The sequence below is a fragment of the Algiphilus sp. genome, assembly GCF_965216485.1.
Lineage (GTDB): Bacteria > Pseudomonadota > Gammaproteobacteria > Nevskiales > Nevskiaceae > Algiphilus.
In genome coordinates, this window is record NZ_OZ244162.1 from 1,088,572 (window position 1) to 1,110,313 (window position 21,742).

Annotated in this window: 19 protein-coding genes; 12 read left to right on the forward strand and 7 right to left on the reverse strand. The window is 64.4% G+C overall.

Annotated features, from left to right (window positions below; genetic code table 11):
• Positions 1–124 precede the first annotated feature (124 nt).
• Positions 125–1,162, reverse strand: coding sequence for a rod shape-determining protein (locus tag ACOOFO_RS05015; RefSeq protein WP_350204033.1), 1,038 nt, complete (start codon positions 1,160–1,162; stop codon positions 125–127).
• Positions 1,163–1,358: 196 nt separating this feature from the next.
• Between ACOOFO_RS05015 and gatC the strand changes: the two genes are divergently transcribed.
• The 5 genes from gatC to ACOOFO_RS05040 all read left to right on the forward strand — a co-directional run bounded on the left by gatC (position 1,359) and on the right by ACOOFO_RS05040 (position 6,948).
• Positions 1,359–1,646 carry an Asp-tRNA(Asn)/Glu-tRNA(Gln) amidotransferase subunit GatC gene (gene gatC / locus ACOOFO_RS05020; RefSeq protein ID WP_420428599.1) on the forward strand — a complete coding sequence of 96 codons (288 nt, stop codon included), beginning with the start codon at positions 1,359–1,361 and terminating at the stop codon, positions 1,644–1,646.
• A 20-nt stretch (positions 1,647–1,666) separates the two neighbouring features.
• Positions 1,667–3,121 carry an Asp-tRNA(Asn)/Glu-tRNA(Gln) amidotransferase subunit GatA gene (gene gatA / locus ACOOFO_RS05025; protein ID WP_420428601.1) on the forward strand — a complete coding sequence of 485 codons (1,455 nt, stop codon included), beginning with the start codon at positions 1,667–1,669 and terminating at the stop codon, positions 3,119–3,121.
• Complete coding sequence (gatB, locus tag ACOOFO_RS05030; protein ID WP_420428603.1) at positions 3,118–4,590, forward strand: Asp-tRNA(Asn)/Glu-tRNA(Gln) amidotransferase subunit GatB; 1,473 nt, start codon at positions 3,118–3,120, stop codon at positions 4,588–4,590. Before gatA ends, gatB begins: the two co-directional genes overlap by 4 nt.
• Before the next feature lie 130 nt (positions 4,591–4,720).
• Complete coding sequence (locus ACOOFO_RS05035; RefSeq protein WP_420428605.1) at positions 4,721–5,620, forward strand: Hsp33 family molecular chaperone HslO; 900 nt, start codon at positions 4,721–4,723, stop codon at positions 5,618–5,620.
• Between the two features lie 65 nt (positions 5,621–5,685).
• Positions 5,686–6,948 carry an NADH:flavin oxidoreductase/NADH oxidase family protein gene (locus ACOOFO_RS05040; protein ID WP_420428607.1) on the forward strand — a complete coding sequence of 421 codons (1,263 nt, stop codon included), beginning with the start codon at positions 5,686–5,688 and terminating at the stop codon, positions 6,946–6,948.
• Between the two features lie 25 nt (positions 6,949–6,973).
• Here the strand turns inward: ACOOFO_RS05040 and ACOOFO_RS05045 are convergent, their stop codons facing one another.
• The gene (locus ACOOFO_RS05045; RefSeq protein WP_420428609.1) at positions 6,974–7,846 is read right to left on the reverse strand and encodes an oxygenase MpaB family protein; all 873 of its coding nucleotides are present in this window, start codon (positions 7,844–7,846) and stop codon (positions 6,974–6,976) included.
• Between the two features lie 69 nt (positions 7,847–7,915).
• On the opposite strand from ACOOFO_RS05045, the gene ACOOFO_RS05050 reads away from it, so the two are divergent.
• The gene (locus tag ACOOFO_RS05050; protein ID WP_420428611.1) at positions 7,916–8,536 is read left to right on the forward strand and encodes a TetR/AcrR family transcriptional regulator; all 621 of its coding nucleotides are present in this window, start codon (positions 7,916–7,918) and stop codon (positions 8,534–8,536) included.
• 266 nt (positions 8,537–8,802) lie between these two features.
• Complete coding sequence (locus ACOOFO_RS05055; RefSeq protein WP_420428613.1) at positions 8,803–10,242, forward strand: OmpP1/FadL family transporter; 1,440 nt, start codon at positions 8,803–8,805, stop codon at positions 10,240–10,242.
• A 399-nt stretch (positions 10,243–10,641) separates the two neighbouring features.
• Here ACOOFO_RS05055 and ACOOFO_RS05060 read toward each other — a convergent pair whose 3' ends face one another.
• Positions 10,642–11,451, reverse strand: a complete 810-nt coding sequence (locus ACOOFO_RS05060; RefSeq protein ID WP_420428615.1) for a nitroreductase family protein — start codon at positions 11,449–11,451, stop codon at positions 10,642–10,644.
• A 166-nt stretch (positions 11,452–11,617) separates the two neighbouring features.
• Between ACOOFO_RS05060 and ACOOFO_RS05065 the strand changes: the two genes are divergently transcribed.
• Complete coding sequence (locus ACOOFO_RS05065; protein WP_420428617.1) at positions 11,618–12,091, forward strand: Crp/Fnr family transcriptional regulator; 474 nt, start codon at positions 11,618–11,620, stop codon at positions 12,089–12,091.
• Positions 12,092–12,130: 39 nt separating this feature from the next.
• Here ACOOFO_RS05065 and ACOOFO_RS05070 read toward each other — a convergent pair whose 3' ends face one another.
• The 3 genes from ACOOFO_RS05070 to ACOOFO_RS05080 all read right to left on the reverse strand — a co-directional run bounded on the left by ACOOFO_RS05070 (position 12,131) and on the right by ACOOFO_RS05080 (position 15,677).
• A complete protein-coding gene (locus ACOOFO_RS05070) occupies positions 12,131–13,474 on the reverse strand; it encodes a DUF3422 family protein (RefSeq protein WP_420428619.1) in 1,344 nt (447 codons plus the stop codon).
• Positions 13,475–13,589: 115 nt separating this feature from the next.
• Positions 13,590–14,009: a universal stress protein gene (locus ACOOFO_RS05075; protein ID WP_420428621.1), complete on the reverse strand. Its 420-nt coding sequence runs from the start codon at positions 14,007–14,009 to the stop codon at positions 13,590–13,592.
• A gap of 87 nt (positions 14,010–14,096) precedes the next feature.
• A complete protein-coding gene (locus ACOOFO_RS05080) occupies positions 14,097–15,677 on the reverse strand; it encodes an AAA family ATPase (RefSeq protein WP_420428623.1) in 1,581 nt (526 codons plus the stop codon).
• A 204-nt stretch (positions 15,678–15,881) separates the two neighbouring features.
• On the opposite strand from ACOOFO_RS05080, the gene ACOOFO_RS05085 reads away from it, so the two are divergent.
• The 3 genes from ACOOFO_RS05085 to ACOOFO_RS05095 are packed head-to-tail and all read left to right on the forward strand — an operon-like array spanning position 15,882 to position 18,750.
• A complete protein-coding gene (locus ACOOFO_RS05085; RefSeq protein WP_420428625.1) occupies positions 15,882–16,931 on the forward strand; it encodes an SAM-dependent methyltransferase in 1,050 nt (349 codons plus the stop codon).
• A 2-nt stretch (positions 16,932–16,933) separates the two neighbouring features.
• Positions 16,934–18,019, forward strand: coding sequence for an MBL fold metallo-hydrolase (locus ACOOFO_RS05090; protein ID WP_420428627.1), 1,086 nt, complete (start codon positions 16,934–16,936; stop codon positions 18,017–18,019).
• A complete protein-coding gene (locus ACOOFO_RS05095) occupies positions 18,019–18,750 on the forward strand; it encodes a hypothetical protein (protein WP_420428629.1) in 732 nt (243 codons plus the stop codon). The genes ACOOFO_RS05090 and ACOOFO_RS05095 overlap by 1 nt, the downstream gene beginning before the upstream one ends.
• Positions 18,751–18,814: 64 nt before the next feature.
• On the opposite strand, the gene ACOOFO_RS05100 is transcribed toward ACOOFO_RS05095, so the two are convergent.
• On the reverse strand, positions 18,815–20,488 hold the full coding sequence (locus ACOOFO_RS05100; protein WP_420428631.1) for an AMP-binding protein: 1,674 nt from the start codon (positions 20,486–20,488) through the stop codon (positions 18,815–18,817).
• A 110-nt stretch (positions 20,489–20,598) separates the two neighbouring features.
• On the opposite strand from ACOOFO_RS05100, the gene ACOOFO_RS05105 reads away from it, so the two are divergent.
• Entirely contained in the window at positions 20,599–21,708 is a 1,110-nt protein-coding gene (locus ACOOFO_RS05105) for an SMP-30/gluconolactonase/LRE family protein (RefSeq protein WP_420428633.1), read from the forward strand.
• Positions 21,709–21,742: the final 34 nt, after the last annotated feature.

Genomic DNA, 21,742 nt, shown 5'->3' on the forward strand with positions numbered 1-21,742 from the left:
TGCAGCGGGCGGCATGACAATGCGGGTCGCACGCAGGATACGGCCCTGCGCACGAGCGTCAACACGGCAGGGGGCTTGGATCGGGCGAAGCGCCGGTGGTGCCGCCGTCAGGGGCGCCAGCCCATCACTCCGGAGAAAGGAATTCACCCTGCCGATCGAGCATGTCGAGCAGCAGACCACCGCCGCGCGCCACGCAGGTGAGCGGGTCGTCGGCGACGATCACCGGCAATCCGGTTTCCTCGGAGAGCAGCTTGTCGAGGTCGCGCAGCAGCGCGCCACCGCCGGTGAGCACGATGCCGCGATCGGCAATGTCCGCGCCGAGCTCAGGTGGGGTCTTTTCCAGCGCTTTCTTGACGGCGGCGACAATGCCGGTCAGCGGTTCCTGCAGCGCGTCCAGAACCTCGTTGGAGTTCATGGTGAAGGTGCGCGGTACGCCAGCAGCGGCGTGACGACCGACGATCTCGATCTCCTGCACCTCATGGCCCGGAAAGGCCGTGCCGATCTTGATCTTGATGCGTTCGGCGGTGGGCTCGGCGACGTGCATGTTGTACTGCCGCCGAACGTAATTCATGATCGCTTCGTCGAATTTGTCGCCGCCAATGCGCACGCTTTCCGCGAACACGATGCCGTTAAGGCTGATGATGCCGACCTCGGAGGTACCGCCGCCGATGTCGAGCACCATCGAGCCGCGCGCTTCACCGATGGGAATGCCCGCGCCCAGTGCGGCAGCCACCGGTTCTTCGATGACGAAGACCTTGCGCGCGCCGGCATTCTCCACCGATTCACGGATGGCGCGACGCTCGACCTGGGTGGAGCCGTGCGGCACGCAGACCACCACCCGCGTCATTGGGCGCAGCATGCGGCCCTTCTGCACCTTGCGGATGAAGTGCTGCAGCATCTTCTCGGTGACGGTGAAGTCCGCGATGACGCCGTCGCGCAGCGGGCGCACGGTGGAAATGTTGCCCGGTGTGCGACCCAGCATTTCCTTTGCGTCGGTGCCGACTGCCTCGACCCGCTTGCGTCCGCCCGCTTCGGTGCGGATGGCCACCACGGATGGCTCGTTCAGGACGATGCCCTCGTCGCGGGCATAGACGAGGGTGTTGGCAGTGCCCAGATCAATGGACAGGTCGTTGATAAAGAGTCGGCGAAATGCTTCGAGCATCGTCAGCTAGGCAAGAGGGAAATGGAGGCAGCGGCGGTTGGCAGTGGAACCCGACGTGGCCGGTTCCGGCGTACGGACCGCCAGCACAAGAGCTAAACTATGCGGCTCATCATAATGTATTTTGCCGCTTTCGCCTTGTGTCCCGAGAACGCCGTATTCCGGCGCCTGGACGGAACGCGGCCAACCGCGAGGCAGCATGAGTCTCACTACCGAACAGGTCCGGCACGTGGCGCATCTGGCGCGCCTTGGTCTGGACGACCCGCAGATCGACAGCCTATCCACGCAGTTGGGTGACATCCTGGGCTTGGTGGATGCACTGAGCAAGGCCGACACCGCCAGCGTGACGCCGATGGCGCATCCGCTCGATATGGGTCAGCGCGGCCGCCCGGATGCGGTGACCGAGTCCGACCGGCGCGAGGCCTATCAGGCGATTGCGCCCAGCGCCCAGGATGGTCTGTATCGCGTCCCCCGCGTCATCGAATAGCCCGCGCTCAAGAAATCACCATGCACAAAGACTCCCTCGCGGCGCTCGCCGACGGCTTGCGCAATCGTCGCTTTTCCAGCCGGGAATTGACCGAGCATTTCCTCACGCGCATCGAGCAGCACGACGGCACGCTCAACAGCTATGTCACTGTCACCGCCGAGCGGGCGCTGGCGCAGGCGGACGCTGCCGATGCCCAGATCGCCAAGGGCGAGGGCGGTCCGCTGACCGGCATTCCGCTCGCGCACAAGGACCTGTTCTGCACCAACGGGGTTCGCACGGCGTGCGGCTCGAAGATGCTGGACAACTTCATCGCGCCCTACGATGCGCACATCGTTGAACTGCTCGATGCGGCCGGCATGGTCACGCTGGGCAAGGTCAACATGGACGAGTTCGCGATGGGCTCGTCGACCGAGACCAGCTACTACGGGCCGACCCGGAATCCCTGGGATACTGCGCGCGTGCCCGGTGGCTCCTCCGGCGGCAGTGTGGCGGCGGTGGCGGCCGGCCTCGCGCCAGTGGCCACAGCCACCGACACCGGCGGGTCGATCCGCCAGCCTGCCGCACTGACGGGGCTCACCGGCATCAAGCCCACCTACGGCCGCGTGTCGCGCTACGGCATGGTGGCCTTTGCCTCGTCGCTGGACCAGGCCGGTGTGGTGGCGCACAGCGCGGAAGATGCCGCCCTCGTGCTGCAGGCCATGGCCGGTTTCGACGCCCGTGACTCGACCTGCGTCGAGCGCCCGGTCGACGATTACGCCGCCGCTCTGGGCAACGACATCCGCGGCCTGAAGATCGGTCTGCCGAGCCAGTACTTCGGCGAAGGCCTGGACCCACAGGTGCGCGCTGCGGTGGACGCCGCGGCAGCCGAGCTGGAAAAGCTGGGTGCCACGCTGACCCCCATCGAGCTGCCCAATACGCCGCTGTCGGTGCCGACCTACTATGTAGTTGCGCCGGCCGAGGCTTCGAGCAATCTGTCACGCTTCGATGGCGTGCGCTACGGCCATCGCTGCGCCGAGCCGGTCAATCTGGAGGATTTGTACAAGCGGTCGCGCGGCGAAGGCTTCGGCGACGAGGTCAAGCGCCGCATCATGGTCGGGACCTATGTGCTTTCACACGGCTACTACGACGCCTACTACCTGCAGGCGCAGAAGGTACGCCGCCTGATCGCCGACGATTTTGCGCGCGCCTTCGAGCAGGTCGATGTCGTGCTCGGGCCGACGACGCAGGGCACGGCCTTCGCCCTGGGCGAGCAGACCGACGATCCGGTCACCATGTATCTCAACGACATCTACACCATCGCCGCCAACCTCGCCGGTCTGCCGGCTATGTCGATTCCCTGCGGTCAGGCCGCTGGTTTGCCGATCGGCCTGCAGCTGATCGGCCGTCACTTCGACGAAGGCCGCCTGCTCAATGTGGCTCACGCCTACCAGCAGGTCAGCGATTGGCACGCACTGTGGCCGGAGGCATACGCATGAACGATACCGCCCACTGCATCCCCGACGGCTGGGAAGCCGTCATCGGCCTCGAGATCCACTGCCAGCTGTCGACGCAGTCGAAGATCTTCTCCGGCTCCGCCACAGCCTATGGTGCGCCGCCCAATGCGCAGGCCTCCGCCATCGATCTGGGCATGCCCGGCGTGCTGCCCGTGCTCAACGGCGAGGCGCTGCGCATGGCCGTGATGTTCGGACTGGCGGTCGACGCGGAAATCGCCCCGGTCTGTGTCTTCGCGCGCAAGCACTACTTCTATCCGGACCTGCCCAAGGGTTACCAGATCTCCCAGTACGAGCTGCCGATCGTGGCCAACGGCCACCTCGACATCACCGTCGGTGACGCCCACAAGCGCATCGGCATCACCCGTGCACACATGGAAGAGGACGCCGGGAAATCCTTGCACGAGGGCTTCGTCAACGAGTCGGGGATCGATCTCAACCGCGCCGGGACGCCGCTGATCGAGATCGTCTCGGAACCGGACCTACGCACTCCCGCCGAAGCCGTTGCCTACATGAAGAAGCTGCACCAGATCGTGGTCTATCTAGGCATCTGCGACGGCAACATGCAGGAAGGCTCCTTCCGCTGCGACGCCAATGTCTCGGTGCGACGCGCGGGCACTACGGCCTTCGGCACTCGTACCGAAACCAAGAACGTCAACAGCTTCCGTTACGTCGAGAAGGCCATCGAGTACGAAATCAACCGTCAGGTCGAGGTGCTCGAGAGCGGCGGCAGCATCCAGCAGGAGACGCGGCTGTTCGACCCGAGCACGGGCGAGACCCGTGCCATGCGCAGCAAGGAAGATGCCCACGACTACCGCTACTTCCCGGATCCCGATCTGTTGCCGGTGCACTGTGACGCGCAGTACATCGAGGACGTGCGGGCGACGCTACCGGAGCTGCCGGTGGACAAGCGCGCGCGTTTCGAGCGCGACTATGGCTTGTCGACCTACGACGCCACCGTGCTGACCGGGGAGCGGCCCTTGGCCGATTTCTACGAGACCATGGTCGCGGAAGCGGGCGGCGAGGCCAAGCTGTGCGCCAACTGGGTCATTACCGATCTGCTGGGCGCGCTGAACAAGGCCGGCCTCGATATCTCCGCGTCGCCGGTGTCGGCCGCGCAGATGGCGGCATTGATCCAGCGTATCGGCGACAAGACCATCTCCGGCAAGATCGCCAAGGAAGTCTTCGAGGCCATGATGAACGGCGAGGGCGATGCCGACGCCGTCATCGAGGCCAAGGGCCTGCGCCAGATCACGGACGACAGCGCGATTCTCGCCGTGATCGATCAGGTCATCGCGGACAATCCGAAGCAGCTCGAACAGTACAAGGGCGGCAAGGATCGGGTGCTGGGCTTCTTCGTCGGGCAGGTAATGAAGGCGACAGGCGGCAAGGCCAACCCGGATGCGGTCAACCGCCTGCTCAAGGAGCGCCTCGGCCCGCCGGGCGAAGCCTAGGCCGCACGGCGTCGGTCGACCGGCCATGGGGGCTGGTCGACCGCGCTCGCGGTAAAGCAAACCGCGCTCCGCCCTTCGCCGCCACATTGTCAAACCGCATCGCCGGTCGACGACTTAGGCACAATTCCGTATGGCCATCGCACCCGAACAAGCGCCGGACGAACACGTCACCAGCTTCCTTCTGCCCGAGCATCATGTGCGCGGGGCCATCCTGCGGGTCTGTGCGGGCGTATCGTCGATGGTCGGGCGGCGCGAGGCACAGCCCGACGTGCGCCGCGTGCTGGGGGAGATGTGCGCAGCCGGGCCATTGATGGCGGCCCACCTCAAGGTCGACGGCCGCCTCGCGCTGCAAATCCAGGATGGCGCCCAACTGGCGCTCATGCTGGTGCAGGTTGAGGACGACCTGCGCACGCGTGGCATGGCGCGCCAACGCGGCGAAGCGCCCTCCGGTTCCTTCGAGGAACTGACCCGGGGCGGCGTTTTTGCAGTGACCTTCGAGCCGCGCAACGGTCAGAGCTATCAGGCGCTTGTGCCGCTGCAGGGCGCCGTGGTGGCGGAGGCGCTGGAGGGCTACTTCGACCAGTCCGAACAGTTGCCGACACGCTTCGTCCTTGCTTCCAACGGAGATTGCCTTGCTGGCCTGATGTTGCAGCGGCTGCCCGAGGCCGGTGCGTCGGCGGACGCCGGATGGGATCACGCCTGTGCGTTGCTCGAAACCGTGTCACCGGACGAGCTGATGGCGCAGACACCGGCCACCATGCTGCATCGCCTGTTTCATGCCGACGACCTGGCGCTGCACGAACCCCAGCCGATGACCATGGCCTGTTCCTGCTCGCAGGCGCGGATCTCGCGCATGCTGTTGTCGCTGGGTGAGAAGGAAGTGCACGACATTGTCGAGGAACAGGGCTTGGTGACCGTGACCTGCGACTTCTGCGGTGCGGTCTACCACTACGATCGTGCCCAGGTCCAGGCACTGTTTTCGGCCGAGCAGGCCACCCAGGAAACACCGCCCCGCAGCGGCTTGCACTAAGACGCGCGCCGGCGCAGCGAAGGCATTCGCGGCAGAATGGTGACTTCGCGGCGCCATTCGCCGTCATGTTCAAGTACGAGGCACCCGTGCAGCCCCAAGACATCCTGAACCAAGCAATGACCCTGCAGTGCGGGGCCGTGCTCAAGAACCGCCTGGTCAAGTCGGCAATGAGTGAGGCGCTGGGCACCACCGGCAACCGACCCACCGCGCGGCTGGAGCGGCTCTACGGCGCCTGGGCCGACGGCGGCATCGGTCTGAGCGTGACCGGCAACGTCATGGTCGATCGCCGCGCCATCGGCGAGCCGAACAATGTGGTGATCGAGGACGAGTCCGATCTCGAGGCGCTGAAGCGCTGGGCGCGTGCCGGCACGCGCCATGACACTGCGCTGTGGATGCAGATCAACCATCCCGGCAAACAGGCCCCCAAGGGGCTGAATCGCGAAACGGTGTCGCCGTCGGCTATCCCCTTTCGTGAGGATATGGCGGCCTTTTTCGCCACGCCGCGCGCGTTGACCACCTTGGAAATCGAAGACATCGTCCGTCGTTTCGGGCGAACCGCCGCCATCGCCCGCAAGGCGGGGTTCAGTGGTGTACAGATCCATGGCGCGCACGGCTATCTGGTGAGCCAGTTCCTCTCTCCGCATCACAATCATCGCGAGGATGACTGGGGCGGAACGCCGGAGAAGCGTCGGCGCTTCGTATTGGAAATCCTCGCCGAGATGCGGCGCCAGGTGGGGGAGGATTTCCCCATCGGTATCAAGCTGAATTCCGCCGACTTCCAGCGTGGCGGTTTCACGGAGGAGGAATCGCTCGCCACCATCGAGGCACTCGCCGCCCACGGCATCGACATGGTCGAGATTTCCGGTGGCACCTACGAGGCCCCGGCCATGACCGGTGTCGTCAAGAAGGCCTCCACATTGGCACGCGAGGCCTATTTTCTGGAATTCGCGGACAAGGTGCGGGCGCGCGTGTCCGTGCCGCTCATGGTCACGGGCGGTTTCCGCACCGCCGCCGGCATGGCTGCGGCCATCGACAGCGGCGCGGTGGACCTGGTCGGGCTGGCGCGTGCACTGGCCATCGAACCGGATCTGCCGCAGCGCCTGTTGCGCGGTGAGGCGCCGCGCCATGCGGTACGCCCGATCACCACTGGCATCAAGGTGGTCGACCGCATGGCATTGATGGAAGTGGCCTGGTACACGCGCCAGCTGCGCCGCATCGGTGAGGGGCGTCAGCCGCGGCCGCAGGAATCGGGCCTGAGGTCCTTTGCCATCGGCATCGTCGAAAACGGCTGGAACACCTTCAAGACGCGCCGACTGCGCGCATCCTGAGCGTTGCTGCACGGCCGCCGGCGCGCTAGCTTTTTGGCAGCGCCGCGTCGTAGCCCACCTGGTTCAGGTCCAATGGCTGGGCGTAGGCGCTGGCAAAGGCGTCGCATAGGGAGCGCTCGGCGGGGTCTGGCAGCAGCCTTTTCGCAGCAAAGAAGCCACGAACCGCGGTGTGCGCGAGCCACTCCTGCCACGGGGTCGGCTCCGGCAGCGCCAACCGCTGGCGGATATGGGGTTCGACCATCGCCATGAACAGTCCCCGCCCGGTGGCTTGCAGTGGCCTTGGAAACCAGTATTCCGCCCATTCCTCTGCCAGGGCTTGGGTGATGTCCTGACAGGCGTTACTGGGCGCAAACTCGTTCTCCTCGAAGGCGCGCATCCACGCCAGCATGGCCGCACGCGAATCCGGAATCTCCTTCACCCCCATCCATGCGCCGATGCGCTGCCAGAAGCGGTACTGCGCTTCGCACTCCCTCTCGCTCAGCCCTCCGTTTGGCGCGAAGCGGGTTGATACCCGCTCGGGCAGGCAGGCCAGCGTGGCCAGGGTGTACAGCGACATGGCGTTGTCGATCGGGAAGCGGGCGTGGATGGCCTGCAGCCGGCCGGCAATATCCTGCGACGCCTGCGACCAGCCATGTCGATACAGCGTCCCAAAGAACAGCAGGGAATCGAAATTGCGCTTGCGTGTATCCCGCAGGATCGGCCCTTTTCCGCGGCGGTGGAGAATGTGCGCCATGGCCGGCATGCCGACGTTATAGACAAAGGCGACCGAGAACAGCCCGTGCAGGAAGATCGGCAGGCCATAGCGGACCTCGAAGGAAAGCTGGGCCAGCCGGGGGGCGTCCGTGCACGGGTCCAGTGCGGCGATTTCCTGTCTTGCCCAGTTCCACGATCGCGTCATGATGCGCTCCTGCATTGCGGACTGAAAACAGTAATGCGATTATTTATTCGCATTCAATTCGTATTTCTCATGCGCAAGACCCCTCGCCAGCAGCGTGCCCGGCTGCTGGTGGAATCCATCATCGATGCCGCCACGCGAGTGATCGCCGAGCAGGGGCTTGAGGCCGCCACGACGGCGCGTATCGCGGCGCGTGCCGGCGTCAGTGTGGGTTCGCTCTACCAGTACTTCGAGCATAAAGAAGCGGTCTGGGACGCGGTGCTGGCGCGCATTGCGCACGATCTCTCCGCTGTCGTGCAGCGGCACGCGGAGCGCTTCGAGGATGGCGATCTGGGTGCCTTCGTGCGCGCTCTGCTGAGCGATGTCTGGGCCCTTCTGGAAGCCGATGGTGGCCGCTATCTGCAGGTGACGCGCTACTGGGCGCAGCTCGATTTCCCTGCGGTGATCAATCCCTTGGAGCGGCAGCTGCACAATGTGCTGCTGCTGCATATCGGAAGACGCGCGACTGGACCGGCGCTGCCCGATCTTCCCGCCCGGCTTTATATCCTGGTCAACAGCACGCTATTCACCATGGTGCGCCATGTCAGCGATCCGGCACCGATGGTCAGCAAGGAGCAACTGGTGCGCACCCTGGCTGATATCGCGACCGCCAGCCTGGAGTCGCCTGCGGCACGGTCGCCGTCGACCCGCTGATCGGCATGGGTGCGGTGCCGCGGGCCCGCCGGCACTTACCCAAGAAGGCAGGCCTGCCGCAGATGTTGCGCCCCAGGCAGACAATGTTGCACTGCAGCGTTACACTGCGCATTCGCGTTTGAACTTTCGTTCAGCGCCTCCCGCTTGTCGCCTTTTCCGAAGCCATGGTCCGACTCCGGCAACTGCTGCCCAGGCGCAGCCTTCCGCCAGCGCGCAGCAGGCGCCGGCGGTGGATCGCGACATGCGCTCTGCTGAGCCACGCGCCCATGGCCTTGGCAACGAACGGCCTGAGCATGCCCGGCCTGAGCCTGGACCAGACGGCAATGGGCGGGGCGGGCGCCGCGCTGCTGTCATCGGTGGCGACCACCCTGCGCGATCCCGCGGCAGGGGCTTTCCTGCGCAGTGGAACCGAGCTCTCGCTTGCCGTGGCATGGCCACGGGCGTACTACGGCGCGAGCGCACCCGCCGAGGATTCCCGCCTCTCGCTCTTTGAGTTCGTGCCGGGAAACTACCGCTCGGTCTATCGGCCGGCTTTCGCACCGGTCATCGCCTGGCATCGGCGTTGGAGTCCGCGCTGGGCCTGGGGCCTGGGCATCTACGGCGGCGGTTTGGGCACCACCATGCCGGACGGCGCGGCGCGCATCGCCCGAGGTTTTCCACTGATCCGCTCGGTCTGCGCCGGCGACTTTGGCGGTGGTGGCGCGCAGCCTGGCTCGGCGCCGCTGGATCAATGCGGCGACGGCAAGACCTTCTCGGGGGTGCGTGCCACGCAACTCTTTGCGTCCGCGCATCTCAGCTATCGCGCCACCCCGTCGCTGGGCGTTGGTATCGCACCGGTACTGGCGGCCCAGCAGCTCGAGGTCAGTGGGCTGGCCGCCTTTGCACCCTACTCGGTGATGCCCGAACGCCTCACCGACAACGGCAGTGCCTACGCCTACGGCCTCGGTGCTCGCCTGGGCGTGCAGTGGCGGCCGAGCCCGGCCTTTGGACTGCTCGTCGCCTATCAGTCGCGCATCCGCCAGGAGGGCCTGGATGACTACGCCGGCATTCTGCCGAATGCTCGCTTTGACATCCCGGCCCAGTGGCATGTGGCCATTGAGTGGGCGCTGACCGCGCGCACGGCCGTCTATGCGGATGTGGAGGGCATCCAGTATGCGCAGGTGGAAGCCCTCGGCAGGAGCGCAGATCTCGCCGCCTTCGTGAATCAATGCCTGGTACCGCGTCTGCTGGGTGGACCCGCAGCGCCCACCGCAGATACACGCTTCTGTCTTGGTGGCGAAAACAGTCCCGGCTTTGGATGGAGCAACAACCGCATCTACAAGGTCGGTGTGCGCCACCGGGTGGGGCGCTGGCACTGGATGGCCGGTTACAGCAGCGGCGGCAATCCCATCGAGACGCCGCAGGCCCTTCTCACTACGCTGGCCCCGGCCATCGTCGACCGGCACATGGCTTTCGGTGTCAGCTGGGCGTGGAGCGAGCGGCTGCGTATTGGTGCGGCTCTGTCGTATTCCCCGCCGAACCGGGTCACCGCGATCAATGGGCTGAGCAATATTCGCCTGGAGGGTAGGCAGGACATCGACGGCCATGCTGCCGATCCTGCCGGCCTGATCGCGGTGGCGGTGGAGGAGGATCCCGGCGATCAGCGCGTCGAGAATCGCTTCGAGATTCTGCAGATTCAGATAGGTTTGAGCTGGCAGACGCCGTAGCGCACTGCGCACGCCGGGACTTGCGAAGCTTCCAGCGTGCTCCCATGGCTGTTCATGCGCATCGAGGACAGTGTTTAAGACAGGCGACGCGGTCGCGCCTTAGAGGGGGTAGCCTAAAGGCATGACTACGAGCTACATCGGCCGCGTCCGCTTGAAGTGCTCCATCGATTGTTGGCGATCCAACGATCAACCCCTCTGGGTGCGATCGCTAGCCGCAGCCGATGCGCGCATTCGACTTCGCGGTTGCGACCACTGCGGCGAGCGACTCGAAATCGCCGACCCTATTGCCCACGCAGCGTGGGAGCGCCTGGAAGCACAAGGCCGCACGGGGCGGGCGGTGGGTGACGAAACATCAACGTCGGAAGGCTAAAACCCCACACGTCCTGATGTTGCGTCGTGTCAGACGGTGAAAACGAAACGCGCACGATCGAAACGAATCTGTGGATGATAGATCCCGTCATCCGCGCGCATTCCGGCCGCGATGACCATCGGGATCGACGCACCGCGTGGTAGACGAAGCAGGCGCGCAACGCGGGCCTCGTCAAAGCCCTCCATCGGGCAGCTGTCGTAGCCGTAGGCACGCAGAGCCAGCATCAGGTTCTCTGCAGCCAATGATGTGCTCTTCACGGCCCAGACCTTGAGTTCGGCGGCGCTGAAGGGGCCACGAATCATGGGCCGGAACTGTCCGATGGCGTTGGTGACCACGCCTTTTGCGAGTCCCAGCGCACCCAGCGGACCCTGGCTGTACATCAGTGGCACCAGCTTGGTGTAGTAGTCGCGCACCAGCTTGGGGACTTCGCCGTCCGGCCAGGCGCGGAGATTGTCTTTCGCGTTTTCCAGATAGGTGTCGGTGCGTGCCACCACCACGATGAGTTCGGCAGCCGTCCTGGCCGCATTCTGGTTCAGGCAGGCGCGCACCAGTGCCTGCTTCTTCTTCGGCGTCTGCACCTTGTAAAACGCCCACGGCTGCAGGTTGGAGGAATTGGGTGCAAGCAGTGCCAAGTCCAGGCAGGCGTCGAGCACGTCGGAAGGGATCGGTGCATTGGTGAAGCGGCGTACCGAACGCCGGCTGCGTACCACTTGCTCGAAGGCCTGCGGATCGGTCTTGGCAGGGGTGGGCTCGTGGTAACGCGCCTTGCCGCTTTTCGTCCCTTTGGCAGCCCCTTTTTTGGCGGTAGCGCGTTTGTGTGGTGTTGCTGGTCTCGTCATCGCTCGTCCTCAGGTTCTGGAGCTAGTGTCGCCAATCGACGGTCGATGGACGAATACTGTCCAGCTTGCCGACCGTGTCGTGCATGCACGTCTCCCTGATGCAGATCAGTGCAAGCAAGGGCAGAAAGGCGCATTCTGCGATACCAGTTCTCTCTACGGGTGCGTTATGACGGATGCCAACATCGCGGCGGAGATCGCCGGCAACCCTTTCTTCGAAGGGCTGGATCGCGACATCCTGACATTCCTTGCATCGCATGCCCAAAGCCGTGCACTGGCGGCGGATGAGGTGCTTTTCCCCTATGGTGCGGAAGCGGATGCTTTCTACCTGGTGCGTTCGGGGCGGATCAAGGTGGAAGTCGCCGCCATCACTGGTTTGCCACTGGGCCTGCAGGAACTGGAGCCGGGCGCAGTGCTGGGCTGGTCTTGGCTGATTCCGCCGTACCGCTGGCACTTTCAGGCACGTGCGGTCACCGATAGCGAGGTGCTGGTCATTGACGGCGAGGCCGTTCGTCAACGCTGTGAGCAGGAACCCGCTTTCGGCTTCGCTTTGCTCAAGCGCTTCTCGCAGCTGATGTCGGAACGCATGGAGCAGGCCCGCCGTACCATGATGGAGACTTGGACTCCGCCCGGTTTCGCCTGAGGCGAGGTCTGCAGCGGTTCACGTCTCCGGCCGTCGCCCTCAGTCGATGGCGCCTGAATCCGCGCTGCCGTGGTGCTCGCCGTGCTTGCGCAGCATGACGCGGACCGTGTGTACCAGCCACCACGAGGCGCCGATGACCAGCGGTGCAGCGCCACCGGCCACCAGATTGGGCTCGATGGGCACTCCCAGTTTGTCGAGCGCCTTGGCGATGTAGAGCACGATGCCGATGCCGTAGTAGCTCATGGCGACTACCGTCAGCCACTCCAGCGTCTGTTGCAGGCGCAGCTGCAGGGCAGCCCGGCGGTTCATGGAATGTAGCAGGTGTCGATTCTGACGCTGCACGCGCAGATCGACCCGGGTGCGGATGAGGGAGGCGGTATGGTCGATATGGCCGCTCAACGACTCCAGTCGGCGGCGCACCGCATCGACGGTCTTGATGGCCGGCCGCAGCGGCCGGCCCAGAAAGTTGCCGAGACGTTGATAGCCCTGGATGCGTTCCTCGCGCAATTCTTCCAGGCGTTCCTGAACCAGGTCGAAGTAGGCGCGCGAGGCATCGAAGCGATATGCATTGTGGGCCGACAGGCGCTCGACCTCCGAGGCGAGTTCGAGCAGTTCATGCAGGGTGGCCTCGTCGCCATCGAGATCAGCGTCGGTGTCGCTGTCGGCTACACGAGCCACCAGCACGCGCAACTGATGCTCCAGCGCGTGGAGTTCGGCCATCACCGTACGCGCGGGGGGAAAGCCCAGCATGGTAAGCATGCGGTAGGTCTCTATTTCCAGCAGGCGCTGGACCAGCCGCGACCGGCGGTCCAGCTGCAGGCCCTGGTCGAGCAATATTCCACGGGTGCAGGCATCCGCGTGAATGCTGCAATCCATCCAGATGCGGGCCTGTCCGTCGGTGACCAGGCTGGAGGCTGCCTCGGGACGTAGGACGGCGATCGCCTGTTCCAGTGTCGCGGCATCGTCAGGGGCGATCACGCGAATCTTGGTGGCGGCAATGCGCTGACCTTCAAGTTCGGCCATCCAGTTCTTCGGCAGCACGCACTCCGCGTCGGCCACAAAGGGATCCGACGAGGAAGGCATGGTGACGAGCGTGTAGGTCGTGAACTCGGTATGGCGCTCCCACTTGAGGTAGCTGCGTCCGGTGTGCAGGACCTCGTAGTTGCGCGAATCCCCCGGCCGTGTCAGTTCGGCGGATGTCAGCAGGCTGCGCAGCCGCTGCACGGACTGCGCCGCCTCATCGGCATTCTGAACCATTGCGGTGTGCACGATGAGCGCACCATCGGCCACCGGTACAGGTGGCCGGCGGAAAAGCTCATCGTTGAGCGTCGCCCGCTCCCAGGTGATGGGCGGGGCGGGGTCCCTTGCCAGGGTTGCATGCATAGTGCGGAAGGCCTCGGTCTGCTCGCGACGCGCAGCCTACCGCAGGGAGCGACGCGAGCACGCGGTGACGCCTACCGGGCGCAGCATGCGCGGCCGACAGGCTGTTCCCTTTCCTCTAGCGCACAACGAAAACGGAGATCTTGGCCTTGGTAGCGATCTTGCCGGCGTTGGAGCGCAGGATATGCAGTTTGTCGGCGAGGCCCGGCACATGCGAGGCCATGACCACCAGATCGGACCCTGTCGATTCGATGGTCTCGAGCAGCTTGTCGTCGAGCTCCACGGCCGGGTCATGGGCAACGATGGCGACCGAACTGGTCTGAATGCCATGCTGTTTGCCCTGCTCGGCTGCGAATCGCTCCAGCGCCTCCTCGAAGCCCTCCGGCGAGCTGGCCACGGGTGAGGGGCCACTCGGCGTGACCGCCGCGTAGCAGAGGTGGGCGCCATAGTGTTGCGCAAGGTGAATGGCGGTCTCCAGTGATTTGTAGAGCTGCTCGGTGTGTTCGAGGTCTGTCGGCACCAGGATCGATTGATACATAGCGGCTATCTCCCCATTCTCTGTATGTGACCGCGGGTCGAGTCTAGAACACCGCCACCGGATGCGTGCGCCGCGATCGAGGGCCCACTAGGCGGGCGGTGGTGCGTCGCCGCGCAGTTGCTGCTCCAGGGCATTCGCATCCAGCGCCTGTGTCGTGTCAATGGAAAGCACCGCTTCGGCGGAGGGATCCGGCAACTCCGCGCGCGCCTGCTGCCGGTGCAGGATAGCGATATCGGCCTCGGAGGCGTCCTCGCCGGCTTGGCTGCGCTGCTGAATGCGTGCCTCCAGTACCGGTGTCGGGGCGTGGACATAGAGAACCCGAAAATCCACCCCTGCTGTCTCGGCCGCCCGCGCCAGCGCGCGGCGCTGCGCCTGCTTCAGAAAGGTGGCATCACAAATCACCCGTTCGCCGGCGCTCGCCAGCGTCTGTGCGGTGCGGGCCAGGTGACGATAGAGCCGTTCGCTGGCCGCGACCGTATAGATACCGGCATCGGCCTCGGAGCCACTGTCGGCCAGCGGGTCCAAGCCGAACAGGCGCTTGCGCTCCACGTCGGAACGCAGGCGCACGGCTGGCAGGACTTCGCACAGTCGCTCAGCCACCACGCTCTTGCCGCTGCCGGACAGACCACAGGTCACCAGAATTTGCCCGCGTTCGACTGCGAGCAGGCGATCCGCCAGTTGGATATGGCGGTGGGCAGTGTCGCGCTTCTCCGCAACCTGCGCTTCGTCCCCGCCTTGCGCGGCCGCCAGCAGGGCCACCTTGGCGCGCACCATGGCGCGATAGCTCTCATAGAAAGACAGCAAGGGTGCGGCGTCATAGTCGCCCGACCATTCCAGGTAGCGGTTGCGAAAGCGGGCGGCCATGGCGGGATGACCGCGATAGCGCAGGTCCATGAGCAGAAAGGCGATATCGTTGGCGGTATCGATCCAGCGCAGCGCCGGATTGAATTCAATGCAGTCGAACGCCTGGATGCGGCCGTCGTGCAGCGTCAGGTTGCCGAGGTGCAGGTCGCCGTGGCATTCGCGTATGCAGCCTTGATCTCGCCGCCGCTGCAGATGCGCGTGCAGCGCCTCGAAGCGCTCCGCCGCGCGGGCGCGGACAGGGGCGATGGCGTTGGCTTCGGCCTTCTCCAGATGCTGTGCGCAATCGCGGAAATTGTCGTCCACCAATTGGCGCAGCGTCTCAGGTGCGCCGTACTCGAGAGCGGTATCGGCCACGGGCAGCGTGGCATGGAATCGCGCCATATCGATGGCCAGATCGTCCAGATCCGTGTGCTGCAGATCGCCCCGCTGCAAACGGCGATCCAGTCGCTGCGCCGGGTCGAAGCGGCGCATCACGACGGCGTATTCGATAGCCGGCCCTCTGCCATCGAGGTTGGGCTGCTCCGGGCTGCCCGAAATGGCGATGGTGCGCAGATAGATGTCCGGCGCCAAGCGCCGATTGAGGCGTAATTCCTCTTCGCAGAAGTAACGCCGGCGCTCGAGGGAGGAAAAATCCATGAAGTCGAAAGCCACCGGCTTCTTGATCTTGTAGGCGAAGTCGCCAGCGAGAAGGATCCAGTTGCCGTGTGTCTCGATCCGCTCGACTTCGGCCACGGAGTGTGGGAAGCGCTCCGGTACCTGAAGGCTGCGGATGAGCGTGTCGTCGAATGCGTCGCTGTGCGTCACCCCATCTCCTTGGTGATATGCATTGGCTGCATCGGCAGTCAGAGCGCGGCACCCTATCGCAGGCGGTATCGTCCAAGGCCTGGAAAGGGCCGCGGGGTGGCAGCGGATGCAACCGTTTAAGCTGCCGCGCGTATAGCTGAAGGTCGGCACCTGCCTGCCGACAGCCCGCACGACCATACGATCACCACAGCAAGTAGGACAACCATGGATGTCATTGACGCCTGCGAAAGGGGCTGGATCCCCGATCCGCTCGCCCGCCTCGGCATGCGCCGCCTCATCGGCCGACGCCTGCGCGATGAGGCCAATCAGGATGGAGAGGTCCGCGCCGCCCGCCTGCAGAGCTTCATCGACGCACTGCGCGAGTCTCCCATCGCCATCCATACCAGCGACGCCAATGCGCAGCACTACGAGGTCCCTGCCCAGTTCTTCCATCAGCATCTGGGTCCGCGCCTGAAGTACTCCTGCTGCCTGTATCCGACAGGGCAGGAAGATCTGGCTACGGCCGAAGAGGCCATGCTCGCGCTCTACGCCGAGCGCGCTGGTGTGGCCGACGGCCAACGCATTCTCGATCTGGGCTGTGGCTGGGGTTCGCTGTCGTTGTGGCTAGCCGAGCGCTATCCGAATGCGGAGATCGTCGGCCTGTCGAATTCGCACGGGCAGCGCGCCTGGATCATGGAGCAGGCACAGAAGCGTGGCTTCAAGAACGTCGAGATCGTCACCGGCGACATTGCGGAATTCGACTTCCCGGTGGGTGACGTGCGAGCGGGCTTCGATCGCATCATCTCCATCGAGATGTTTGAACACATGAAGAACTACGGCGCGCTGCTCGCCAAGCTGCGGCGCTGGCTGCGCGATGCCGAAAGCCGGCTCTTCGTGCACATCTTCGCGCACAAGTTGCTGGCCTACCATTTCGAAGATCGTTCGCGCGATGACTGGATGACGCGCTATTTCTTCAGTGGCGGCACCATGCCTTCGGAGAACCTGCTGCTGCATTTCCAGGACGATCTCCGCATCGAGCGGCAGTGGTGGGTTGATGGCAAGCACTACGAACGTACTTCCAACCAGTGGCTGGCAGGCATGGACGCCAACCGTGATGCCATTCTCAAGACCTTCCGCGAATCGGATTACGGCGCGGAACCGGACATCTGGTTCCAGCGCTGGCGCATGTTCTACATGGCGGTGGCGGAACTCTTCGGTTTCGACAATGGCAATGAGTGGGGCGTAGCGCACTACCGCTTCGCACCGCGCGACTGAGCATGCGTCTGCGCGGGGTGGTGGCGGGAGGGGTCTTAGCGGCGCTGGCGGCTACCACCTTGCTGCTGGCCGGTTGCGTATCCCCGCGCTGGGAAGGCCCACCCAGCGACCACTTCGACGGAACGCGCTTTCACAACAAGACGCCCTTCGACGTCGGTCTGGGGGATTTGCTGCGCTTCTATGCCACCAGAGACCCGGGCGAATGGGTGCGCAATCTGCTGCTTCCGCCCGGTGTACCGCCATCGCAGCGTGTGGACGACGGCAGCCTGCGGCTGACCTTCGTCAATCACGCCACGGTCCTGGTCCAGGTGGACGGCATGAATCTGCTCACGGATCCGATCTGGTCGGAGCGCGCCAGCCCACTTTCATGGGCGGGGCCTCGACGCTATCGCCCACCCGGTATCCGCTTTTCCGACCTGCCACCAATCGATGTGGTCGTGATCAGCCACAATCACTACGACCACCTCGACATTCCCACCCTGCGCCGGCTGGCGACGATCCATCAGCCCGTCTTTGTGGTGCCGGCAGGGGACCAGGTGCTGCTCGAGGAGGCCGGCATTGCGCAGGTGGTTGCCCTCGACTGGTGGCAAAGCCATCGTCTCGTCAACGGCTGCGCGTTAACGGCGGTCCCGGTCAGGCACTGGTCGGGCCGTACGCTCGGTGATCGAAACCTCAGCCTGTGGGCGGGATATGTCATCGAGTCGGCGGGCGGACCGATCTACTTCGCCGGCGACACCGGCTACGATGACCACTTCGCCGATGCGCATGCCCGTTTCGGCCCGATGCGGGCGGCGCTGTTGCCGATCGGCGCCTATAAGCCCCGCTGGCTGACCGCCTATCAGCACATGGACCCTTCGGACGCGATACGCGCGCACATCGAGCTACAGGCTGCGTTCAGTCTAGGTATTCATCATGGAACCTTCGAGCTGGCCGACGACGGCATGCACGAGCCAGCGGCGCAGCTTGCGCGCGTGCAGCGCGCCCATGCGCTGCATGACATGCGCTTCGCTGCCGGTGTAGAAGGGTCCGCCTATTCTCTTGCTGCAAAGGAGCAATCACGCCCATGCAATTCCCAAGGCACCTCTTGATGCTGGCCAGTCTCGTCTCCGGGGCCGCGATGGCTGGCGACGACGTCGTCTTCTATGGCTACGCCTTCGATAACGAAAGCGGGGAGTATCTCTACACCGAGAAGCACTCGCAGGTCTTCGAGAACGGGCGCTGGCTACGCGGCTCCATCGTCTACTACGACACCAGCGGTGCGGTGGTCGGCCGCAAGAGCATGGATTTCTCGAAGAACCCCTACATCCCCGAATTCCGGTTGGAGCTGGCGTCGGGCTATGTCGAAGGCATTCGCGATGTCACCGACGAGGAGGCCACGCTGTTCCGTGTTCCGGCAGGACAGGAGAGCGAGGAGACCGCCACCGTCGACATCGAAGGCCGCATGGCGGCCGATTCCGGCTTCCATTCGCTGATCTACGACAACCTCGACGACATCCTGGATGGCAGTACGGAGAAGTTTCGTTTCGCCGTCGCCGGCAACCTGGACGACTACAGTTTTCGTGTGCGCAAGGTGGGCGAGACCACCTTCGAGGGCGACCCTGCCGCCGTCCTGAAGGTGGAAGCCGCCACGCTGCTGCGCCTGATCGCGCCTTCGCTTGAACTCATCTACAGCCCCGCGGACGGGCGTCTGCTGGAATACCGGGGACTCAGCAATGTGCACGACCCGGCGACGGGCAAGCCCTACGAGAACGTGCGCATCAGCTACTACAGCACACCCCCCGAGGACGCCGAAGGGGTTCCCGAAGCGGCTTATCCCTGAGCAAGAAAAACGGGACGAGGCCCCAGTGGCACTCGTCCCGTTGTCGTGACGTCACGCTGTCCGGTCAGTTGGGCCGCTTGTGCTCGGCCTCCCAGACAATGCGCGTGCTGCGATCGGCGGCTGCGGACTCGATCAGGCTTTCGTAGCGCTCCTCGATCTGCGGCCGCTTGACCTTCATGGTCGGCGTCATCAGGCCGTTGTCGATGGTCCATTCGTCCTCGACGATGATGATCTTGGCAATGGCCTCGTGCGCTTCTAGTTCGGCGTTGACGGCGTCCATGGTCTCGAGCAGCGAATTGCCGATCTCTTCGCGCGGCAGCTTGCGTGACTCGGCAGCCGGCGTCATGAGCATGACGGGCTGCTTCAGATTCATGCCCACCATGCACAGCTGGTCAATGTGGGTATTGCGCGACAGCGCCCCTTCGATGGGGGCAGGGGCCACGTACTTGCCCTTCAGCGTCTTGAAGATGTCCTTGACGCGGCCAGTGATGTAGAGATAGCCGTCGCTGTCGACGTAGCCCTTGTCGCCGGTGCGCAACCAGCCGTCCTCGGTGAAGGTTTCGGCCGTCTTCTCCGGCTCCTTGTAGTAGCCCTTCATCACGCCGCCGTGCTTGAACAGAATCTCGCCGTCCTCGGCCAGCTTCATGTGCGCGCCGGGCAGGGGCTTGCCTACCGAGCCGATGCGATTGGCACCCGGACGATTGGTGGTGGCATAGATGCTGTTCTCGGTCATGCCATAGCCCTGAAAGAGCGGAATGCCGAGTTTGTCGAACCACTCGATCAGCGGCTTGGGCGTGGGGGCTGCGCCAGCGAAGCACATGCGCGCATTCTGCAGGCCCATCGCGGTCTGGATCTTCTTGCGGATGAAGCCGCGCACCAGCGGGATGCTCAGCAACAGGTCGAGACGCTTCTGTGGAATCTTCTTCAGTACGCCGGCCTGGATACGGCTGTAGACCAGCGGTACTCCGAAGAAACGGGTGGGTGCGACTTCGGCCAGCTGCTCCGCCAGCCGTTCGATGTTCTCCAGGAAATAGACCTGGGCGCCGAAGTACAGGCTCGACAGCTCGACCGCGCCGCGCTCGAAGGCATGTGCCAGTGGCAGATAGGAAAAGAAGCGCTCCTGCCCCTTCGGCGGCATGGCCTCCATCAATCCCTTGGCGGCGAACATCATGTTGCCGTAGGTCATCATCACGCCCTTGGGATTGCCCGTGGTGCCCGAGGTGTAAACCAGGGTCATCACGTCATCATCCGAGGGCGTGCGGTAGTCCTGTTGAGGGCCGTATTGCTGGATGAGATCGTTCCACGCGTGGTCCTTGGCCGGGACTTCGTCGTAGGGGAAGGTGATCTGCTGAATGCCCTGCGGTACGGCGCCGAGAAAGGACGTCATATCTTCCATCGGGCCAAGGAACAGTGCCTTGGTCTCGCTGTGCTCGAGGATATAGGTGGTATGCGCCGGATTCTGCTTGGGATAGAGGCCGATGGACACCATCCCGGCCATGGTGATGGCCTGATCGGCCAGGAACCAGTGCGCGGTGTTGCGGCCGGAGATGGCGACCTTGTCGCCCGGTTGCAGACCGATGCCCTGCAGCGCGGAGGCCATGCGCCGCACCTGGTCCGCGGCTTCGCCCCAGGTCATGGCCTGCCAGACGCCTTGGCGCGACTGGAAGAGCCAGGGGGTATCGGGCTGCTTCTCCGCCCAGTGGAACAGCATCTCCAATGGATTCTTCTGTTGACTCATGGTGCTCCCCAGATATGTTCTATCGATACGATAAGCTGCACGACTGACGATACTAGTCCAAGCCGCTTATGACATGCTTGGGCGGCTTGCAAAAATTACGGGGAGACATCATGAAGTTGCTGTATACGGCCGCCGCCCTGGTGCTGGCCTGTGCACTGTATTTGCTGTTCTGGCCAGTACCCATCGACCCCATTGCCTGGCAACCGCCGGAAGCGCCCTCGACGGAATCCGGTCCACACGCACGCAACGCGCATCTGAGTGCCGTCGAGCGCATTGCCGAATCCGTGGGCGAAGGGCCGGAAGCCATTGCCATTGACGCGGAGGGCCGTCTCTATACCGGATTCGTGGACGGTCGTGTGATGCGCTTCGATGCCGACGGAAGCAACCCGACCCTGCTCGCCAACACACGAGGACGTCCATTGGGCCTGGAGGTGCTGAGCGACGGATCCTTGATCGTGGCCGACGCGGTCGAAGGGCTGGTCAAGGTTGAGGGCGGCTATGCCCACACCCTTTCCGTGACCGCCGATGGCACGCCGTACCGCTTTGTCGACGATGTCGTCGTCAATGCCGACGAGAGCATGGCCTACTTCACCGATGCCTCATCGCGCTACGGCATTCACGAGGTCATGGCCGATGCTTTTGAGAGTCGGCCCAATGGCCGTCTGCTCGCCTACGATCTGGAAACCGACGAGGTGCGGGTGCTTGCCGAGGACCTGTACTTCCCCAATGGCGTCACCCTCGGACCGGACGAAGCCTATCTGCTGGTCAACGAGACCACCCGCTACCGCGTCCAGCGCTACTGGCTGAAGGGCGAACGCGCGGGTGAGATCGAGATCTTTGTCGAGAATCTCCCCGGCTTCCCGGACAATGTCACCTTCAATGGCGAGGACCGCTTCTGGGTCGCGCTGTATGCGCCGCGCAATCCCGTGCTGGATGCCTTGTTGCCGCGGCCGGCGTGGCGCAAGATCGCCTATCGCCTGCCGGAAGCCTTGCAGCCCTTGCCCGCCAAGCATGGCTATGTGCTGGCCTTTGATACCGAGGGACAGCTGCTGGCGGACTTGCAGGCCGTGGGCGAGGATGCCTTCGCCCCGATCACCAGCGCACTGGAGCGTGATGGCATGCTCTACCTGGGTTCGCTGAGCGCGCCGGCCATCGGCCGCATTTTGCTGGAGGCGTTACCGCCCTTGAAGCCGCCGCAGGCCGAGGACGACGAAAGCTAGCCTGCAAGGTCCTTGCAGCGCACACAAAAAAGGC